Raw genomic sequence first — 21893 nt, 5'->3', positions numbered from 1 at the left:
ATTTTATTGTAATTAAATTATATTCATTATATGTAATTTATATACAGTAAATTAACTTTAAGTATTACTATATTATGAAGGAATAGCTTGACTTATTTTGTGATTAAAAAGATATTTTAAAGTTATCTACAGGATTTTCCTAAATATTATAACAGAATAATTATTATAAAATTATCCCATATAGATAGTTTGAATATATATTAAAGTTAAAATATGTAAAGAAGAATTTTATAGAAATTCGTGTTACAAAATTTCGAATATTTGTAGCAAACATTATATGAACTAAACTTATTTATTAATCCAAAAAAAATCTAAAATTGAAAGATTTATTATTTGAAAATTTTTATGAAAGTTTATAAGAAGCAATTAACAATTACATTAACTTAGAAAAATAATATAGAAAGAGGAAGAAATTATGGGGGGCAATGAGAAAGGTTATTATAATTTAACACATTCACAGAAAAGAATATGGTACATAGAAAAGGTGAATTTAAATTCACCTCTTCATAATATTGGTGGATGTTTAAAGATAAATGAGAAGGTAAACATACAAAAACTCAATGAAACAATCAATATTGTGATTAAGAAAAATGAGGGGTTAAGGTTAAGATTTACAGAAAAATGTGGACAACCTATTCAATATGTTAGTGATTTTAAACAGGAAAACATAGATTATTTAGATTTTAGTAATTGTAAGGAACCTGAAATAGAACATGGAAAATGGTCAAAGAACATATTTAAAAAAGCTTTTGAGTTTGAAAATAACAAATTATATTATTTTGCAATATACAAAATAAATCAGAAAGAATATGGGATATTATTAAATATTCATCATATTATATCAGATGGCTGGTCCATTAGTCTTGTAGAGAAGCAGATATGTGAGATATACAGTAAGTTGGTAAAAAATGAGATTATTTATCAAGGAGAATATTGTTCATATATAAATTTTGTAGAAGAAGAGAAGGAATATTTAGATTCAGATAGGTTTGCTAAAAACAAGAACTATTGGAATGAAAAGTTTAAGAGTATTCCAGAAGAATTTTTATATAATACTTCAAATAGTTTAGAAGGAAAAAGGAGAGCTTTTAATATCGATGTTAATTTATCAAAAAAAATAAATGAATTTGTGAAAGATAGCAAGTGCTCATTAAATATATTTTTTATAGCAATATTACTTATATACATAAATAAAGCTATGTATAAAAAGGATATTGTAATAGGCACACCAGTATTTAACAGAGCAAATAGGAAACAAAAGAATATGGTAGGTATGTTTACTAGTACTGTACCTTTTAGATTTGAATTAGATGATGAGTTAAACATAGAAAATTTAATAAAGCAAATTAATAAAGAATTTAAACTTTGCTTATTAAATCAAAAATACCCATATGATCTTTTAATTAAAGACTTAGGCTTAAGCAAAGAAGGTTATGATAGTTTATTCAAAATGTCTGTGAACTATTATAAAAATAAGTTCATTACTGAAATAGATGGTGCGGACGCAGAAGCGGAGGAATATTATTGTGGAAATCAAAGCTATTCGCTACAGCTAACGATTAAAGAGTGGATGAACGATGTTATAACTCTAAATTTTGATTATAAAACAAGCGACTATTCAGAAGAAGAAATTCAAGTAATGAGTAATTCTATTATTAATATTATTACAGAAATATTAGAAAATAAAAATTGCCAAGTAAAAGATATAAAACTTCTTGGCGATGAAGAAATTAATCACAAAATACATGTCTTAAACTCAACAAGTAGTATTTATCCCAGTAAAATAGTGTCTGAATTATTCGAAGCGCAAGTTAGTAAATCACCAGATAAAGTTGCTTTAGAATTTAAACACGTAAGATTAAGCTATAAAGAGCTAAATGAAAAGTCAAATCAATTAGCAAATTATTTAAGAGAAAACGATGTAGGGCAGGAATCAATTGTAGGAGTTATGATGAGTCACTCTATAGAACTAGTTATAGGAATTTTAGCAGTTCTAAAAGCTGGAGGAACTTATCTGCCTATTGACCCTAACTATCCTCCAGATAGAGTAAATTACATGCTTCAAGATTCAGAAAGTACCATGTTGCTTGTGAATTTTTATGCTAATAAACAAATTGAATATAACGGAGCTATGATCAATATAAATGAAATAAATGTAGATTTATATAGCAAAGAAAATTTAATTAAAGTAAATCAACTAAATAATTTAGCCTATATCATCTATACATCAGGTTCAACAGGAAAACCTAAGGGAGTAATGATTGAACATCGAGGTTTAACAAATTATATATGGTGGGCAAAGAATACGTATCTAAAAAATGATAATGAAGTTATGGCTTTATATTCATCAATAGCTTTTGATTTAACCATAACATCTATATTTACTCCTTTAATATCTGGAAGTAAAATTATAATTTATGATACTGATGAAACAGAGTTTGTTTTGTATAAAATACTAAGAGAAAATAAGGCAACAGTAGTAAAGCTTACACCTGCTCATTTAACTTTGATAAAGAATATGAACAATAGTAACTCTAAAATAAAAAGATTTATTGTTGGGGGAGAAGATTTAAAGGTAAATTTAGCAAAGGAAATATTAGATAGTTTTGGTGGAGATATAGAAATATGTAATGAATATGGTCCTACTGAGACTGTAGTTGGGTGTATGATACATATATATAGTGAAGAAAAAGATGATGGAATATCAGTACCCATAGGTTATCCTGCAGATAATGTTCAACTTTACATATTAGATAATGAGCTAAATGTGGTTCCAACAGGCATTGCAGGAGAACTTTATATATCAGGAGATGGGGTGGCCAGGGGATATTTGAATCGTGAAAAGTTGACTCTAGAAAGGTTTATTGAAAATCCTTTTGTAAAAGGTAAACGAATGTACAAAACTGGGGATATAGCAAGATATTTAAAAAATGGATTGATTGAATATCTAGGTAGATCTGATAATCAAGTAAAGATAAGAGGATATCGTATTGAGCTTGGAGAGATAGAAAAATATTTACTAGAAAATGAGTCTGTCAGAGATACTGTTGTGACATTTAAAGAAGACTCATCAGGAAATAAGATACTCAATGCATACATAGTAAGCAAAAAAAACATGAAGGACTTAGAGTTAAAAGAGTGGTTAAATAAATTTCTACCTAAATATATGATTCCAGCTAATTTTGTTTTCATAGATCAGTTACCATTGACTTTAAATGGAAAAATTAATTATGAATTACTTCCTAAGCCTATAATAGGTGAAAAAGAGTTTATAAAATCTGAAACTAATGTAGAGCAAGAATTAGTTAAAGTTATGGAAGAAATATTAGGCATAAAAAATATAAGTATGAATGATAATTATTATCAGCTTGGCGGAGATTCTATAAAGGCAATTCAAATTTCTTCAAGGCTTAAAGATATAGGATTAAATATTCAAGTTAAAGACATATTAACTAATGATTCTATTAAAGAAATTGCAGCTACAGTAGAAAAAAATCGAGAATCTATAGTTATAAGTCAAGAGAAAAGCCAAGGAATTATTGAGAAAACACCTATTACAGAATGGTTTTTCGAGCAAAAATTTTTAAATGAAAATTTATATAATCAATATGTGCTATTAGAATACAATATAGCTTTAGATTTTAATAAGGTGAAATCTGCTGTAAATAAATTAATTGAGTATCACGATGGACTAAGAATTAATTATGATAGGAAAAATGATAAGTTATTTTATAACAATGACCATTATAATAAGGCTTCTGCTTTTAAATATTTAGATTTATTGGAGTATTTTTCTGATGAAGAACGTAAGGATGTAAAGAAACTAATACATAAAGCTAATATTAATTTTGATATAGAAAATAGTCTTTTATTTAATGTAACTATGTTTAATTTAGGAAAAGATACACAATCTTTATTATTTACAGCTCATCACTTAGTAGTTGATGGAATTTCATGGAGAATAATTTTAAGTGATTTTATTACAATATTGAACCAATTAAATGATGGGGATGAAGTAAAGCTTCCCATGAAAACACATTCTTTCAAGGAATGGACAGAAGAGTTAAATGAGTATAGTAAAAAAGATTTCAAAGAAGAAAAAGCTTATTGGAATAATATTTTAGATAAGAAGTTTTCATATCCAATAGATTTTAATGGTGAGGATATTATAAAAACCTCTTCTATTTTAAGCTATGAACTTGATGAGGATACTACAAATAAATTAATGAAAAAAGTAAATGAAGTTTATAATATAGAGTTTAATGAAGTCTTGATAATAGCATTAGCAATTACAATAAAAAAATTTACTAATAATGAACATGTAATGATCGAACTTGAGAGACATGGAAGAGAAAATATAAGTAATTTCATTGATGTGTCAAGAACTGTTGGATGGTTTACAATTATGTATCCTGCATATTTTAAAGTAGAGTTAAATGAAATAGAGAAAAATATAAAATCAATAAAGGAGCAAATTAGAAACATACCTAATAAAGGTTTTAATTATGGAATTTTTAAGTTCTTGAATAAGGAAATAAAAGGGAATAGCGATAAATATATAAGATTCAATTATCTTGGAGATTTTGACAATATTATAAATGAAGAGAGGCTAAATAAGGTAAATATTGAATTTGGATTGAATAGTGATAAAGAAAACTCACTAACAACACTGATAGATATATCTGCTATGATAGTAAACAAAAACTTAAAAATAAATGTTATTTATAGTAATGCTAGGTTTCATGAAGATACAATAAAAAGCTTTATTAACATTTATAGAGACACATTAAGATTAATTTTAGATAAGTGTGAAAATAAAGATTTCAAGGAATTTACTCCATCGGATTTTGATGCTGCTGATATATCACAAGAAGATTTAGATGCTCTATTTGATTAAAAATTAATAAGATGTATCAATGCATTAATTTTTAGAAAAAAGTTTATATAGAAGGTGGGGCAATATATGAAAAACTTCAATAAATTCATAGTTATAATTATTATTTTTATTAGTATAGTTTCATTACCATTAAAAACATATGCTTTAAATAATTCTACAAGTGAAATGAACACTTTAACTAACGATGAGACTTTGAAAATAGAAAAATTTATAAAAGAAAATATGGAGAAAGGTAGTATTCCAGGATTATCTGTAACCATAGTTAAAGGTGATAAAACAATATATGAAAAAGGATTTGGTTATTCTGATATATCATCGCAGAAAGCTGTTGATTATAAATCTTTATTTGAAATTGGATCTAACAGTAAAGCCTTTACTGCACTTGGGATACTTAAATTACAAAAGGATGGATTAATTAATTTAAATGATGAAATAACTAAATATATTCCTTGGTTAAATGTTAAATATAAAGGTAATCATGCAAAAATAAATTTAGAACAATTATTACATCATACAAGTGGAATACCATTTAAAACAATAGATAAGTTACCAGTTTCTGATAATGATAATGCACTAGAAGAAACTATAAAAACATTAATAAATATAGAATTAAGCAATGTTCCAGGCGAAAAGTTTCAATATGCGACTATAAATTATGATATTTTAGGATTAATAATTGAAAAAGTAACAGGAATAAGTTATGAAAAGTATATTGAAGAAAATGTTTTAAAGCCTATGGGATTAAATAACACTTATTTATATAAAAATGATATTGCAAGTGAACACATAGCTAAAGGATATAAGATTGGATTTTTAAGACCACAAATATATGATGCACCTGTTTATAGAGGAAATAAGCCAGCTGGATATATTATTTCTAATGCCGAAGATATGGGAAAGTGGCTTAAGGTTCAAATGGGTACTTTAAATGATTCAGAATTTGATAAAAATATCATTGAGGAATCGCAAAAAGCTAACCGTAGGGTTGCTCCTTTAGGAGATGGATCATCTTATGCTGCGGGATGGTTTGTATATCAAAAAGAAGGAGGAGAAATTTCTCATGGTGGAAATAATCCTAATTATTCTTCATTCATAATTTTTAGGCCAGAGGATAAAGTAGGTGTTGCAATTCTTGCCAATACAAATTCAGATTATGTATCAGTAATTGGGCAAGGAATTAACGAAATATTGCAAAGTAGAGATTATAGTAAAGATATAAAAGACTTAAATAAAAGTGCGGATAAGATCTCTATTTTCATTATATTTATTAGTGGATTAATAATTATTTTGACGTTACTTTTTATTTTAAAAGCATTAAAAGAGATAGCAAAAAGGGAAAGAAAGTTTTATAAAAAGGGAATAAAATTTAAAGTGAAATTTATTTTTTCTCTAATTTTTATGGGAATATTAAGCTATTCTATATATTTGATTCCTTATATTTTATACAGAGGTCTATCATGGGAATTTGTCTTTGTATGGCTTCCTAAAACAATAAAAATTGCCATTTATCTTGTTTATGTAAGCATGGGACTCATATATATATATTGTCTAATAACAACTTTATATAAAAAAAAAGATGATCAATCTATACTGATCTTATCAATATTAAGTATTATTAGCGGATTTGGAAATGCTCTTATAATATTCACTATTAATATGGCTGTAGGTAGTAGCAATGACATGAAAATAAAGATTTTAGTATATTTTGTGCTTGGAATAATCCTATATGTTTATGGACAAAAAATTATGAGAAGAAAGTTAATAGAAACAACAAATAAAATAGTATATTCCAAAAGGATGGAAATTGTTAACTGCTTATTGAGGTACCCTTATGATAAATTTGAGAAAATTGAAAAAGGAAAAATTCAATCTATATTATATAGTGATACTGAAACAATAAGTAGATTTGCAAACATTTTGGTTAATGGACTTACAAGCACCATAACACTAATTTGTTGTTTTATATATTTAGGATTTATAAGTATATATGCATTATTGTTATCCGCAACTATAATGCTGCTTATTGCAAGTATTTATTTTTTAGTAGGTAGATATGCAAATAAGATTGGAGAAGAATCAAGGGATCTTCAAAATATATTTTTTAAGTTTATTAATGATTTAATAGGCGGTTTTAAAGAGTTAACCCTTAATAGTAAAAGGAAAAATGAATTTGAAGCTGATATGGAGAAAAGTTGTAATAAATATAGAGTTAAAAGAGGACAATCAGCTCTAGCTTTTGCAAATATGTTTGTAATAGGTGAACTGTTGTTTACACTTGCAATTGGATCTATAGCATTAATTTTTCCTTTGATATTAAAGGATTTAGAAAGCACAAGCATAGCAAGTTATGTATTTATACTGCTTTATATGACTGGTCCAGTTCATGGGATATTGGATACTATACCAAACTTTATTGAAATAAAAATAAGTTTAAAGAAAATTAATGATTTATTAAGTCAAATATCAATTTCCAAAGATGACTTATATCATGAGTCACAATATGCTGAGAATTTTAATATTAGCTTAAAGTTAAACGAAATAGAATATATTTATGACAAAGATGATGAGAAAAGTTTTAAGGTAGGACCTATTAGTTATGAATTTAATGGTGGTGAAATAATATTTATTACAGGTGGGAATGGTAGCGGAAAATCAACACTAGCTAAATTAATAACAGGTTTATATGTACCATATAAGGGATTTATAACTTTGAATGACAAAAGAATTAAAGAAAAGGAATTGAATGAAAATTATTCAACTGTTTTTAGTGATTTTTATTTGTTTGATAATCTTTATGGAATAGATTATAAATACAAGGAAAATGAAATGCAAAAGTATCTAGAAATATTACAACTTAGTAACAAAGTGAAGATTATAGATGGGAAATTTAGCACAACCCAATTATCAACGGGACAGAAGAAAAGGTTGGCTTTATTAATTACATACTTAGAGGACAGACCAATTTGCTTGTTTGATGAATGGGCAGCTGACCAAGATCCAGAATTTAGATTGTTTTTCTATAACACTCTTTTGCCTGAACTTAAGAAAAATGGTAAGTGTGTTATAGCAATAACTCATGATGATCATTATTTTAATATGGCTGATAAGGTTATAAAAATGGAAATTGGGAAAATTAAAACAGTAGAAATAGAATGAGGTGAAATTTATGGGGGCAGAAGAAAAACTAGATAGAGCCAATGTAGAGAATTTTATGGAATTAACAAGTTTGCAGCAAGGAATGCTGTTTCATTATATTAGTGATGAAAATAGCACAGAATACTGTGAGCAATTAAGTTTAACTATTAAAGGCCATATAAAAGTAGAATTGTTGCAAAAAGCTTGGGATTTTGTGATAGAAAATAATGAAATGTTAAGGACTATTTATAGATGGAAAAGCATAGATAAGCCATTACAAATTGTTCTTAAAAGGCATTATGTATTAATTAAAATTATAGATTTAACTAATGAATTAGATAAATGTGGTGCTATAGAAAAAATAAAATTAACAGATTTAAGTAAGAGAATAGATATTACAAAAGAAACCTTAAGAATTTACTTATGCAAATTAGAAGAGTGTAAGTATGAGATGATAATAAGCAATCATCACATCTTATATGATGGATGGAGCAATGCAATAATTTTGAATGAGTTGATGAAAGCATATACTTGTTTGTATGAGGGAAAGGAACCTAGAAGAAATAATAAAACAAAATTTAGTGAATTTATTAAATATATAAATAATCTAGATAAAGAGAAACAAAAAGAATATTGGAAAAACCATTTGCATGATTTGGAGAATAAAGACGATTGTTTTGTATCTAAAGTAAAAGGTATTTCTAAAGAGATTTCATACAAGATAAGTAATTTTAAATCAAATAAAATTAAGGAATTTGCTAAAGAAAATAAGATTCTATTATCGTCTTTATTATATAGTACTTGGGGCGTATTAATTCAGAAAATTACTAATTCAAATGAAGTTATATTTGGTACAACAGTATCAGGAAGACCAGAAAGTATAAAATTCATAGATAATATGGTGGGCCTATTTATAAATACTATTCCTTTAAGAGTTCAATCAGAAAGTAATACTACATTAATCAATTTAATTCGCAATATAGAAAAGACGATTAATGGAAGAAAAGATTTTGAAAATACATCATTGGTTGATATAAAAGAATATTGTGGATTAAGGGCAGATGATAATTTTTTTAATTCTATAGTTACTATAGAAAATTATCCTTTAGATTTAAACTTAAATAAAGAAAGTACATTAGATATAGAAAAATTCTCTATAGTAGAAAAAACAAATTATAATATGGCACTAGAAATACTAACTTTTGAAGAGTTAGTATTTAAATTTAATTTTAATAGTGAAGCAATTGATGAAAGTATAGTAAAAAAATTAGGTGGATATCTAGAAATTATTATAGATACTCTATTAAACAATACAGATACTAAAATATCACAGGTTGACTTATTATCAGAAATAGAAAGAAAACAAATATTATATGATTTTAATTATACAAAAGTATATTATTTAAAAGATAAAACAATTCATGAACTATTTGAGGAGCAGGTAGAAAAGACACCTAATAATATTGCAATAATTTTTAGAGATAAAAAGTTAACCTACAAAGAAATGAATGAAAAATCAAATAGTCTAGCAAGGGTATTAAGGAATAAAGGAGTTACAGTCGATTCAGTAGTAGGAATGCTGGTAGACAGATCACCTGAGATGATAATAGGAATAATGGCAGTCTTAAAATCAGGTGGAGCATATCTGCCAATAGATCCAAGCTATCCAAAGGAAAGAATAGAATATATATTAAGTGATAGCAAAAGTAAAGTCCTTTTAAGCACAGAAATACTAATGAAAGATATAGATTTTGATGGTAATATAATATATTTATATGAAGAAAATTTATTTGATGGAGATTTGAGTAATCTATACAAAATAAATAATTCCAGTAGCTTAGCTTATGTTATATATACATCAGGAACTACTGGCAATCCTAAGGGAGTAATGATAGAACATTTAAATCTTAATAATTTTATATTTTCATTTATAAAACAATATGATCAGGGATTCAGCTTTAGTGATAAGATTCTATCACTAACTAATTATGTATTTGATGTAAGTGTATGCGAGTTCTTTTCAGCATTAATTACTGGAGCAACACTAGTAATTAATGATAAGCATAAGACATTTGATCCTATGGAGATAGGAAGATTAATAGTTGACAATGGAATAACCTTTACATATATTCCACCATCCTTACTATTAAGTGTATATGAAGAAATAAAATCATATAGAAACAATGTGAAGTTAAAAAAATTGTTAGTTGGAGTTGAAGGAATAAAAGGTGAAACCTTAAATAAGTTCTATGATTTAAATGAAAATATAGAGATAGTGAATGGATATGGTCCTACAGAAGCAACCATATGTTCAACTTTTTATAAGATAACTGGAAATGAGAATCCAACCAAGGATGTTCCAATAGGAAGGGGAATAGGTAATTCTGAAATTTATATTTTAGATAAATATTCAAAAGCAGTTCCTATTGGAATAAAAGGTGAATTGTATATATCTGGAGATGGAGTAGGAAGAGGATATTTAAATAAACCAGAATTAACAGTTGAAAAGTTTATAGATAATCCATTTAAAATAGGAACTAAGATGTATAAAACAGGGGACTTGGCAAAATGGTTACCTGATGGAAATATAGAGTTCTTAGGAAGGATAGATAATCAATTTAAAATAAGAGGATTCAGAGTGGAACTTGGTGAGATAGAACATAAATTGCTACAAAATGATAAGCTTAAAGAAGCAGCAGTTTTGGTAAAGGAAAATAAAGAAAATGAAAAATATATATGTGCATATGTAGTGAGTGAAAAAAATGTATATGAGCTGAATCTAAAAAATTACTTAAAAGAGACATTACCAGAATATATGGTTCCATCATATTTTATTCAAGTAGATAAAATGCCATTAACAGTAAATGGAAAACTTGATAGAAGAGCACTTCCAGAGCCAAGTTTAGAAGGTGTTTTAAAGAAATATGAAGCTCCAAGAAATGAAGTCGAAGAAGCTTTAGCTAAGATATGGAGTAAAGTGTTAGGCGTTGAGAAAATAGGAATAAATGATAATTTTTTTGAATTAGGAGGACATTCGTTAAAGGTTTCAAAATTATGTTCATTAATCAGTAAAGAGTTTAATGTTCAAATATTGATAGCAGATGTATTTAAGTATCCTAATTTAGGTGAATTATCTGATAATATTATTGAACTTAAGAAACAGAACTCTTATGGCATCATTGAGAAGGCAAAAGAGAGAAAATTCTATTTTACTACACGTGAACAAAAAGAGTTATATATTTATCAATTACTTAATCCTAATAAGACAACTTACAATATGACAAGCTTTTTTAAAATTAATGGCGATATTAAAATAGAGAAAGTTAAAAGGACAATAAGAAAATTGATAAAAAACCATGAAATCCTTCGAACTACTTTTTATGAGGTGGATGGAGAAATATATCAAACTATACATCAAGAATTTGATTTTGAAATAGAAAATATGATGAATTTAAATCTAGGATTTAAAGAGTTTTCTAAAAAATTTGTGAGACCTTTTAGTTTATTAACAGACCCATTATTTAGAGTAGGTTACTTTGAAACTTTAGAAGGTGAAAAAATATTATGCTTTGATATTCATCATATTATTGGCGATGGCCATAGCGTTGAGATATTATTGAATGAATTCAGTGAGTTGTATGATGGAAATGAAATTATGGAAGAATCCGTATCATATAAGGACTACTGTGAGTGGTATTATGAACAAGGTTTTGAAAGTCAAAAGGATTATTGGATTGAGGAATTAGAAAATTTTAATACTATGGAATCATTACCAATCGATTTTAATTTGGATTTGGAAAATAGGGATGGGAAGCTTTCTTTTCAGTTAGATGAAGAGTTATGTGTTGAACTAAGAAAGCTATCAGAAAAATATAAGATAACAGTTTATAATTTATTGTTAACTGCATATTTTATTTTATTAAATAAATATTCGAATGAAGAAGATATAGTTGTTGGGATACCTTTTATTGGAAGAGAACATCCTAATATAAAAGATATGATAGGATTATTTGTGAAAAATCTTCCACTTAGAATGAGCATGAAAAATAGCAATGATTTTTTTACTTTGGCATTAGCTATTAAAAATAAATTAATAAGTCACTTTGAAAATAGTAGTGTAGATTTTAATGAAGTATTAGATGAGGTTAGTCATAGAAAAAAAATTTCTAATCAATTTCAGTACGAAACTGTATTTATTTATCAAGGCGATAAAATAAATAACTTTTCTACAAAAAGTTTTGATGCAGAACTAATAGATATAGCAACCGATAATTCAAAATTTGATATTATCTGGGAAGTATTTAAAAATGATTATCGGTATAATTTTGAAATATGTTACTCTGGTCAGAAATTTAGAAAAGAAACTATAACGAGAATATTCGATAAGTTTCAATTTATTTTGAAACAAATTATAAATGATAATAGTTTAAAAGTTAACGAAATTAGCATTATTGATAAATATGAAATTGATCAAATATTGTTTGAATTTAATGATACGCAATGCAAGTATCCATCAAATGCTAGTGTAATTGATGTGTTTAAAGAAGTTGTAAATAATCATCCTAATAGCATTGCGTTAATTAATAGAACAGAGAAGATTAGTTATAAAAAGTTGGATAAGCAATCAGATTACGTTATGAATATGCTGCTTAAAAAGGGAATTGAAAAAGAAGACAAAGTTTCAATATTTATGGATAAATCATCAAAGATTATTTCAGTTATAATTGGAATTTTGAAAGCTGGAGCAGTATATGTTCCAATAGATATAAAGAGTCCAAAGCAAAGAATTGAATATATAATTGAAGACTCTGAATCTAAATTCATAATTCTTGAAAAAAAACATGAGATGCTTGAAATTACTTGTGAAAAATTATTAATTAACGATGAATTTGATGAAAAGACATATTGTAGTTCTGTAGAAATAAAAGCAAATAATGCAGCATATATAATGTACACATCTGGATCAACTGGAGAGCCTAAAGGGGTATTAGTAGAACATAGAAATATTGTGAGCCTTGTTGTTAATAATAAATTCTTTAAAGTAAATAGTGATGATGTAATATCATTAACAGGTTCTATAGCTTTTGATGCGGCTACATTTGAAATTTGGGGAGCACTACTCAACGGACTTAGCTTATGCGTTTTAACAGAGGATGTTTTACTTGATTATAATGAATTCAAAAAAGCCGTTATAGACAATCAAGTTACAACAATGTGGCTTACATCAGCATATTTTAATCAAATAGTTGAGGAAAAAATCGATATCTTTTCAAATTTGAAATTTTTAATAATTGGTGGTGATGTTCTTAACCCAGCAAAGGTCAATATGGTACGAGCAAAGTATGGAAATCTTAAAATATCTAATGGGTATGGTCCAACTGAAAATACAACATTCTCTACTATTTTTGAGATTGATAAAGGGTATATGAAAAACATTCCTATAGGAAAGCCTATATCAAATTCTTCTGCTTATATTTTGGATTGTTATGGGAATCCTTGTCCAATAGGTATTTATGGAGAATTGTTTGTAGGGGGAGATGGAGTAGCTAGAGAATATGTAAATAAGCCTAGTTTAAGTAGTGAAAAATTTATTATTTCTCCATTTAAGCTAGATGAAAGGTTATACAGAACTGGTGATTTTTGTAGATGGCTAGATGATGGGAATATTGAGTTTCTTAAGAGAAAAGATGACCAAGTAAAAATAAGAGGATTTAGAATTGAACTTGGAGAGGTTCAGTATCAATTAATGCAATTAGATTATGTAAATGATGCTGTACTTTTAGTTGAGAAAGATGAAATTGGAGATAACTATGTAGCTACATATTTGCAATTACAAAATAAAGTATCTTTAGACACGATTGTTACGGATTTAGCTGATAAACTGCCGTCTTATATGATTCCTAAAGAATTTTATGAAATGAACTATTGTCCATTAAATGTGAATGGAAAAATTGATAGGTTAAAGTTGAAAAGAGAATCTACTTTATTAAGGAGAGTTATGCTTTCAGAAGAAATTAGAAATTCTACAGCCAAAGCGCTTGTGAAAATATGGGAGAATATAATTGGCGAAGAAAATATAAGTATAGAAGACAATTTCTTTATAATTGGAGGACATTCACTGAAGGCCACAAAACTTGTAGCTAAAATAAGAGAGCAATTTAGCGTTAATATTCATTTGTCTGATATCTTTAGGTATCCTATTTTAAAGGATTTAGCTGATTTAATTGATAAAACAATTAAAGTTAAAGATGAGTATAAAGTTTATAAAATTGAAAAGCGTGAAAGTTATCAATTATCTTCAGCTCAAAAAAGAATATATGTAATGGATTATATTTATAAAAATAGTCTCAACTATAATATAACCAATATAATAAAGGTTAATGGGAAATTTGATTATGGAAAAGTTAATTTAATATTTAAACAGTTAATTATGAGGCATGAGGCATTAAGAAGTAATTTTAGAATGGTAAAAGGTGAACCACAACTATTCATTCTAGATAATGTAGATTTTAAACTAGACAGGGTTGAATATAATACTTCAGTAGATGAAACAGTAAAAAACTATATCAAACCATTTGATTTAAGTAAAGATTTACTTATTAGAGTTGGATATTCAAAAATTGATAATAAAGATGAAATTTTATTAATAATTGATATTCATCATATTGTAGCAGATGGAACGTCTATTGGTATTATCATGGATGAATTAATGTCATTGTGGAATGAACAATCATTAGTCAAAATAACTTATACTTACAACGATTATGTAAATTGGGAAATAAAATGTATTGAAAGTGAGCGCATAAAATCTCAAGAGAATTATTGGAAAGAGTTATTTAAGGATGGTATACCAGTTAGTGAATTAAATACAGATTATATTAGACCTGTAGTACAGGAATTTAAAGGAGATTGTATTTCCTATACCATTGATAATAATATTTTAGAAGAGCTTAAGTTAATAGCAAATAGGAATGATTGTACTTTATTCTCTGTATTAATAGCTGCATACAGTATATTGATTAGTAAATATTCAAAAAATAATGAGATTGTTATAGGAACTCCCGTTGCATGTAGAACTAAAGAAGAATTTCAAAATATAGTAGGTATGTTTGTAAATACATTACCGATAAAGTTAAGCCCTCATAAAGAAAAAAACTTTAGCAACTTTTTACTGGAAGCATCTTCAAGTGTAATTGAAGCTCTTCAAAATCAAGAGGTTCAGTTTGATAGATTGATAGACAAAATTGGTGTAGATAGGGATTTAAGTAGAAATCCACTATTTGAAACAATGTTTGTCTTGCAGAATATGAATATTAGTGATTTTCGAATTGAAGAGGCTCAATTCGAAGTACTTGATTACCACAATGGCACTTCAAAATTGTCCATAAATACAATTGCAAATGAGACTGTAGACGGGCTTAAACTAACTATTGAATTTAGTACAGAATTATTTAGAAGTGACACAATAGAAGTGTTTGCACGACATTTTGAAGGTTTATTAAAAGAAATTGTACTAAAACAAAATTGTAGAATAGATGAATTATCTCATATTAGTGATTGGGAAACAAATTTTATACAAAATATAGTTAATAACAATAATAAAGAATTTGATGAATTTATTCAAATCCATCAATTATTTGAAAGACAGGTTTTAAAATCACCCAATAAGCCTGTAGTAATAACTCATAATAAGGTTTTAACATACAAAGAATTAGACCAAGAAGCAGAAAATATAGCGAGAGCATTGATAAAGCTTGGAATAAAACAAGGAAGCCTTGTAGGTGTAATGACTGAACGAAATTATGGAATGATTGCAAGTGTAATGGGAATCTTAAAAATTGGATGTTCATATGTGCCTATTGATCCTGTAACACCTGATGCAAGAATTAAAAAAATTGTAGAAACTTCTAGGTTAGGAACTATAGCAATTGATCTTTCCACTTTAGAGAAATACGAAAATTTTCAGAGAGAGTATAATCTGATTGAAAATGTTATGGTGTATAGTGGGGTTGAAAGCGAGATAAAGTTAAAACATAAAAATGAAAATCTGGATATTTTTCAAGATGATATGGCACCTCTTCCTAAAATTGAAAGGAATTCAGAAGATATTGCATATGTTATATTCACTTCAGGTTCCACAGGAGAGCCTAAAGGGGTAATGGTGAATCATAAAAGTGTAGTAAACATAATTGAATGGGTAAATAGAGAATATAATGTAAGCGAAAATGATAGGGTTCTATCTGTTGCTTCATTAGCATTTGATTTATCTGTATATGACATTTTTGGTGTCTTTAGTGCTGGTGGTTCTATTTATGTTGCTAATCATGAAGAGGTAAAAAGTCCAGAGAAATTAGTAGATATAATAGAAAGTCAAGAAATTACATTTTGGAATTCAGCTCCTGCTATGCTTCAACAGCTAGTTCCATTTATAAAAAGACAAAAAATCAAGAATCAATTGTTAAGATTAGTGTTTTTGAGTGGTGATTGGATTCCAGTATCTTTACCAGACGACATAAGAAATCACTTTATAAAGGCAAAGGTAATAAGCCTTGGGGGAGCTACAGAGGCTACTATATGGTCAAATTATTATAATATAACTTCAGTTTGTAGTAATTGGAAGAGTATACCTTATGGAAAACCCATACAAAACTCACAATACTATGTTTTAGATGAAAATATGAAATGCTGCCCAATAAATGTACATGGAGATTTGTATATAGCAGGAAAGTGTTTATCTCTAGGCTACATAAATGATAAAAATTTAACTGATTCAAAGTTTAGGGTTAATCCTTTCAATAAGGATGAAATGATTTATAAAACAGGTGATATTGCAAGGTGGTATGCGGATGGAAATTTAGAGTTTATAGGTAGAAGTGACTATCAGGTAAAGTTACGTGGATATAGGATTGAATTAGGTGAAATAGAATATAATTTAAAAAGTTATCCTGGAATAGAAAATTCTACTGTAATTGTAAGAAGGGATGATAGGGAATCTGATTATTTATGTGCATATTATACTTCTAAAAATGAATTGAACAGTAAGGAGTTAACAGGATTCCTAAAAAATAATTTGCCACAGTATATGGTACCTTCTTATTTTGTAAGAATCGATAGAATTCCGACTACATTAAATGGGAAACTAGATCTGAAAGCTTTTCCAAAACCATATGCGAATTTAGAGACGACATATAGCCCAAAAGAGGAGAAAGGAAAGCTAAATGATAAGATTTATGGAATATGGGTAGAAGTGCTTGGAATAGGTTCTTTTGATAAAGAAGAAAATTTATTTGATCTTGGAGGAAATTCCTTAGATGCAGTGAAAATAACTACATTAATTAATGAGAAGCTGGGAATAGAGATTTCTGTTGTTAATGTATTTACTTACCCAACCGTAAATAGTTTAAGCCACTATATACAGCAATTAAATAAAATTGAGGATGGTGAAAGTGAAGAAGTTACTTTTTGTAGATTAGAGAAAGAAGATGATATAGCAATAATAGGAATGGCAGCTAGAGTTCCTGGTGCTGAGGATATTAATAGTTTTTGGAGAAATATTTATAATGGAGTAAACAATATTACTCATTTTAATAACGAGGAATTAATTAATGCTGGATTTGATGCAAATTTAGTTCAAAATAATAACTTTGTTAAAGCAAAAGGAATAATAAATGATGTTGATACTTTTGACTATAAATTTTTTGGATTTTCTCCTAAAGAAGCATCGGTTATGGATCCCCAATTGAGACTTTTACATGAAACATGCTGGGAAGTATTTGAAAATGCTGGATATGTGCCTGACAAATATAAAAAGAGTATAGGAGTTTTTATAGGTGCAGCCTCTAATATAGGCTGGATTACTAGAAATTTTTCAAATATGAACAATCCGATAGAAAGATATGAAGCGAGTATATTAAATGACAAAGATTTCTTTAGCACAAGAATTGCTTATAATTTCAATCTTAGAGGACCAGCATTAAATATACAAACGGGTTGCTCTACATCCCTTGTAAATATAGATATAGCTTGTGAATATTTAAAAAGTGGAAAATGTGATATGGCGATAGCTGGAGGTGTCTCAATTTCATTACCAGTTAAATCAGGTTATTTATTTAATGAAGGAATGATCTTATCACCAGATGGTAATTGCAGAGCATTCGATAAAAATGCTAAAGGAACTGTTAATGGTGATGGCGTTGGTGTTGTTCTTCTTAAAAGGATGTCAGATGCAATTAGGGATAAAGATCATATTTACTCTGTAATTAAAGGTAGTTATATAAACAATGATGGTTCGCAAAAAGTAGGATTTACTGCACCTAGTGTTAAAGGACAATATGAAGTTATTAAAGGGGCATTGAAAGAAGCGAATGTAGTGCCAGAGACAATAACGTATATTGAAACTCATGGAACAGGAACCATATTAGGAGACCCAATTGAAATTGAGGGCTTAAAAATGGCATATGATACAGCACGGAGTAAAGAAAAACTCAACATAGGAGCTGTTAAATCTAGTATAGGTCATTTAGATACAGCATCAGGTATAGCTGGATTAATTAAGACATCACTATCAATATATAATAAAGTAATTCCACCACTAGTGAATTTTGAGGAGCCAAATGAGAATTTTATTCTTAAAGATTCTAGAATTTCATTTCCGAAGGTTGCTAAAAAGTGGGATACAGATAATATGCCACGAAGAGCTGGTATTAGTTCATTTGGAATAGGTGGAACTAATGCTCATATAATTTTAGAGGAAGCTCCAATTGAAAATTACCATGAGCCTATAAATGATAATGCAAGAGTCATAACTTTATCAGCAAAATCACCTAGTTCGCTCAAGGCATATGAAGAAAAATTACTAAAATATTTGGAAAATAATGATTTGATTAACTTAGAAGACATAGAATATACACTAAAATATGGCAGAAAGCATTTTAATTATAGAAGTAGTATTGTATGCAAAAATATAAGCGAACTTAAAAATAAGTTAAAGACGAAGAGTGATATAAGAAGAGGTGTTAAAAAGAATGATAAAAATATAATTTTCTTATTTTCTGGTCAAGGCACACAATATGTTGAAATGGGAAAAGACCTATATGAGAACAATTGTCGATTTAGAGAGATTATTAATGAATGTTTTGAATATATCAAAACAAAATTTGGTTTGGATTTGCTTCAGATTCTATACACAGAAAAAATAGAAGATAGCTCTATAATTAATGAAACAAAAATAACTCAACCAATATTATTTGTACTTGAATATGCAATAGCCCAATTACTTATTGAAGCCGGTATTAAACCACATACGGTCATTGGACATAGTTTAGGGGAAGTGACAGCAGCGTGCGTTTCTGGTGTAATAGATCTTTATGATGCATTATATTTTGTGGTAAAACGTGGCGAAATAATGCAAAGTTCACAAGAAGGTGCAATGGCTGCAGTAAAATTATCAGAAAAGGAACTAAATAATTTAGGAATTCCTGATGGAATTTCAATAGCAGCAATTAATAAGGAGAATCAATGTGTTCTTTCTGGAAGCCAAGAAGGTATATTTAACTTCATTAAAAAGTTAAAAGAGATGAAGATTTATGTACAAGTTCTAAAAATAAATAAAGCGTTTCATTCAAGTGTTATGGATTCAGTATTAGGTGAGTTTCAAAGTAGTATAAAAGATATTAAATTCAATTTACCTAAAATTGATTTTATTTCTAATGTAGATGGAAAGTGGTACAGTTCATCAAAACCAGTAGATTCTGCATATTGGGTAAGACATTTAAGAAGTACAGTTAAGTTTTTGCATGGAAGCAAAGTGTTAACTGAAATAAAAAACAATATATTTATAGAAATTGGTCCAGGAAATACCTTGACTAATTTTCTTAAGGAAACTTCAGACGATAATGAACAAAATATATATATTACTTCTATTAGGAATGAAAAATATATTTGTGATGACAATGAATATTTCTTAAATGCAATTTCGGATTTGTGGAATCAAGGTATTGAAATTGATTGGACAAAAATAGAAAGAAATGACGGAAAGCGAATACCATTACCGACATACTCTTTTGATAAGCATAGGTTTGACATAAGCATACCAATGATGAATAACAGTGCATTTGAAATAAAAAATTCAGGTCTAATTGAGATAGTTGGAGAGTCACAAGAAGATGAAGAGGATATGCCAAGAAGTAAAACAGAAATTACGTTATTAAATATGTTTAAAGAGACACTTGGAATAAAAAGAATGGGAATTAATCATAACTTTTTTGAATCAGGTGGTGATTCTTTAAAATCAATAATAATTACTTCAAAGATTATGGATAAGTTAAATATTCAAATTAAGACAGCAGAGTTTTTTAATAATCCAACAGTAAAACTACTTAGTAAAATAGTTGATAAAAAGAGTGCTGTTAATAATATTAAAATTCAGAAATTACCGATAAGAGAGTACTATGATATGTCTACAGCTCAAAATAGAGTGTATGTAATGGAGCAATATGGTAGTAAATCAACAGCATATAATATTTCAAAAATAGTTACGGTTTACGGTAAGCTTGATTACGATAAAGTGAAAAACAGTCTTGATAGTTTGATAATAAGGCACGAAGCTCTTAGGACTTCTATTATTGAGATTGATGATGGACCAAAGCAAAAGATAAAAAATTCAGTGAACTTAGATATTGTCTATTTAGAAGAAGATAGAGAGAAAATAAGTAACGTAATAGGAGAATTTAGAAAACCATTTGATTTAAAAAAAGCTCCGTTACTTAGGGTATGTGTAATCAAAGTAGATGAATTTGAACATGTAATGGTCTTTGACATGCACCATATTATTTCAGATGGTATCTCGATAGGTATTTTAATACAGGATTTTGCTAAGTTTTATAATGGTGAAGAACTAGAAGAATTACCAATACAGTATAAGGAGTTTTGCCATTGGAAAAATAATATGATGGTATCCAAAGCAATAATATCCATGGAAGAATTTTGGATTAATAAATTCAATGATGGAGTGCCAATACTTGAATTGCCTACTGACTTCCCTAGACCTGGTATTAAAAACTTTGTTGGTGATAGAGTTAAGTTTAATGTTGGTGAAGAGTTAAAAAGCTCAATAAGCAGTTACATCAATGAATGTAATATTACATTATATATGTTTTTATTAGGATGTTATGGAGTATTAATTAATAAATATTCTAAGCAAAATGATATTATAATTGGATCGCCAACATCAGGAAGATATATTGTTGATATTCAAAATATTGTAGGAATGTTTGTAAACACTTTACCGATGAAATTATTTGTTGAAGATAAATTAACATTCGCAGACTATATTCAAAAAATTAAGAATTTGACTGTTGAATCTTTTGATAATCAAGATTATCCATTTGAGATGATTGTTGAAAAATTGAAGTTGAAAAGATTAAGAAATAGAAATCCACTATTTGATACTATGTTTGTTTTACTTCAATATATCGAAAATACTGATGTGGAAATTGGTGATTTGAAATTTAAAACATTTGAATTTGATGAGAAGACTTCTAAATTTGATATTTTACTTCAAGCTTCAGAAGGAAGTGACAGTATAGAGTTTGAGTTTGAGTATTCTACGGAATTATTCAGAAAAGATACAGTTATTGCAATGAGTAATCATTTCATAGAAATTGTAGATAAAGTTATAAATGATCCGCAAGTTATTTTGAAGGATATTAATTTAACATTCGATATAATTGAATGTAACGCTAATAATGAAGAGTTTAATTTTGAATTTTAATGATTTATTAACTATAGAAAAATAAAATTAGATTAAGTTGGTAAGGGTCTATGTATTCTTGCCAACCAATTTATAGTAGTGTATGTGTAT

The 21893-nt window shown here is 27.6% G+C and carries 3 protein-coding genes; all 3 read left to right on the top strand.

Features of this window, described 5'->3' with window-relative positions; genetic code table 11:
- Positions 1 to 415 precede the first annotated feature (415 nt).
- The 3 genes from CLPUN_RS12580 to CLPUN_RS12570 all read left to right on the top strand — a co-directional run bounded on the left by CLPUN_RS12580 (position 416) and on the right by CLPUN_RS12570 (position 21803).
- Positions 416 to 4897 (top strand): non-ribosomal peptide synthetase, encoded by a 4482-nt coding sequence (locus CLPUN_RS12580; RefSeq protein WP_077847625.1) that lies wholly within the window; start codon positions 416 to 418, stop codon positions 4895 to 4897.
- A 66-nt stretch (positions 4898 to 4963) separates the two neighbouring features.
- Complete coding sequence (locus CLPUN_RS12575; RefSeq protein ID WP_077847624.1) at positions 4964 to 8053, top strand: cyclic peptide export ABC transporter; 3090 nt, start codon at positions 4964 to 4966, stop codon at positions 8051 to 8053.
- Positions 8054 to 8063: 10 nt separating this feature from the next.
- Positions 8064 to 21803 (top strand): hybrid non-ribosomal peptide synthetase/type I polyketide synthase, encoded by a 13740-nt coding sequence (locus CLPUN_RS12570; RefSeq protein ID WP_077847623.1) that lies wholly within the window; start codon positions 8064 to 8066, stop codon positions 21801 to 21803.
- The last annotated feature ends 90 nt before the right edge of the window (positions 21804 to 21893 follow it).

It is taken from the genome of Clostridium puniceum (assembly GCF_002006345.1).
Taxonomy (GTDB): Bacteria; Bacillota; Clostridia; order Clostridiales; family Clostridiaceae; genus Clostridium; species Clostridium puniceum.
This window is presented reverse-complemented; position numbering and strand designations above follow the sequence as displayed.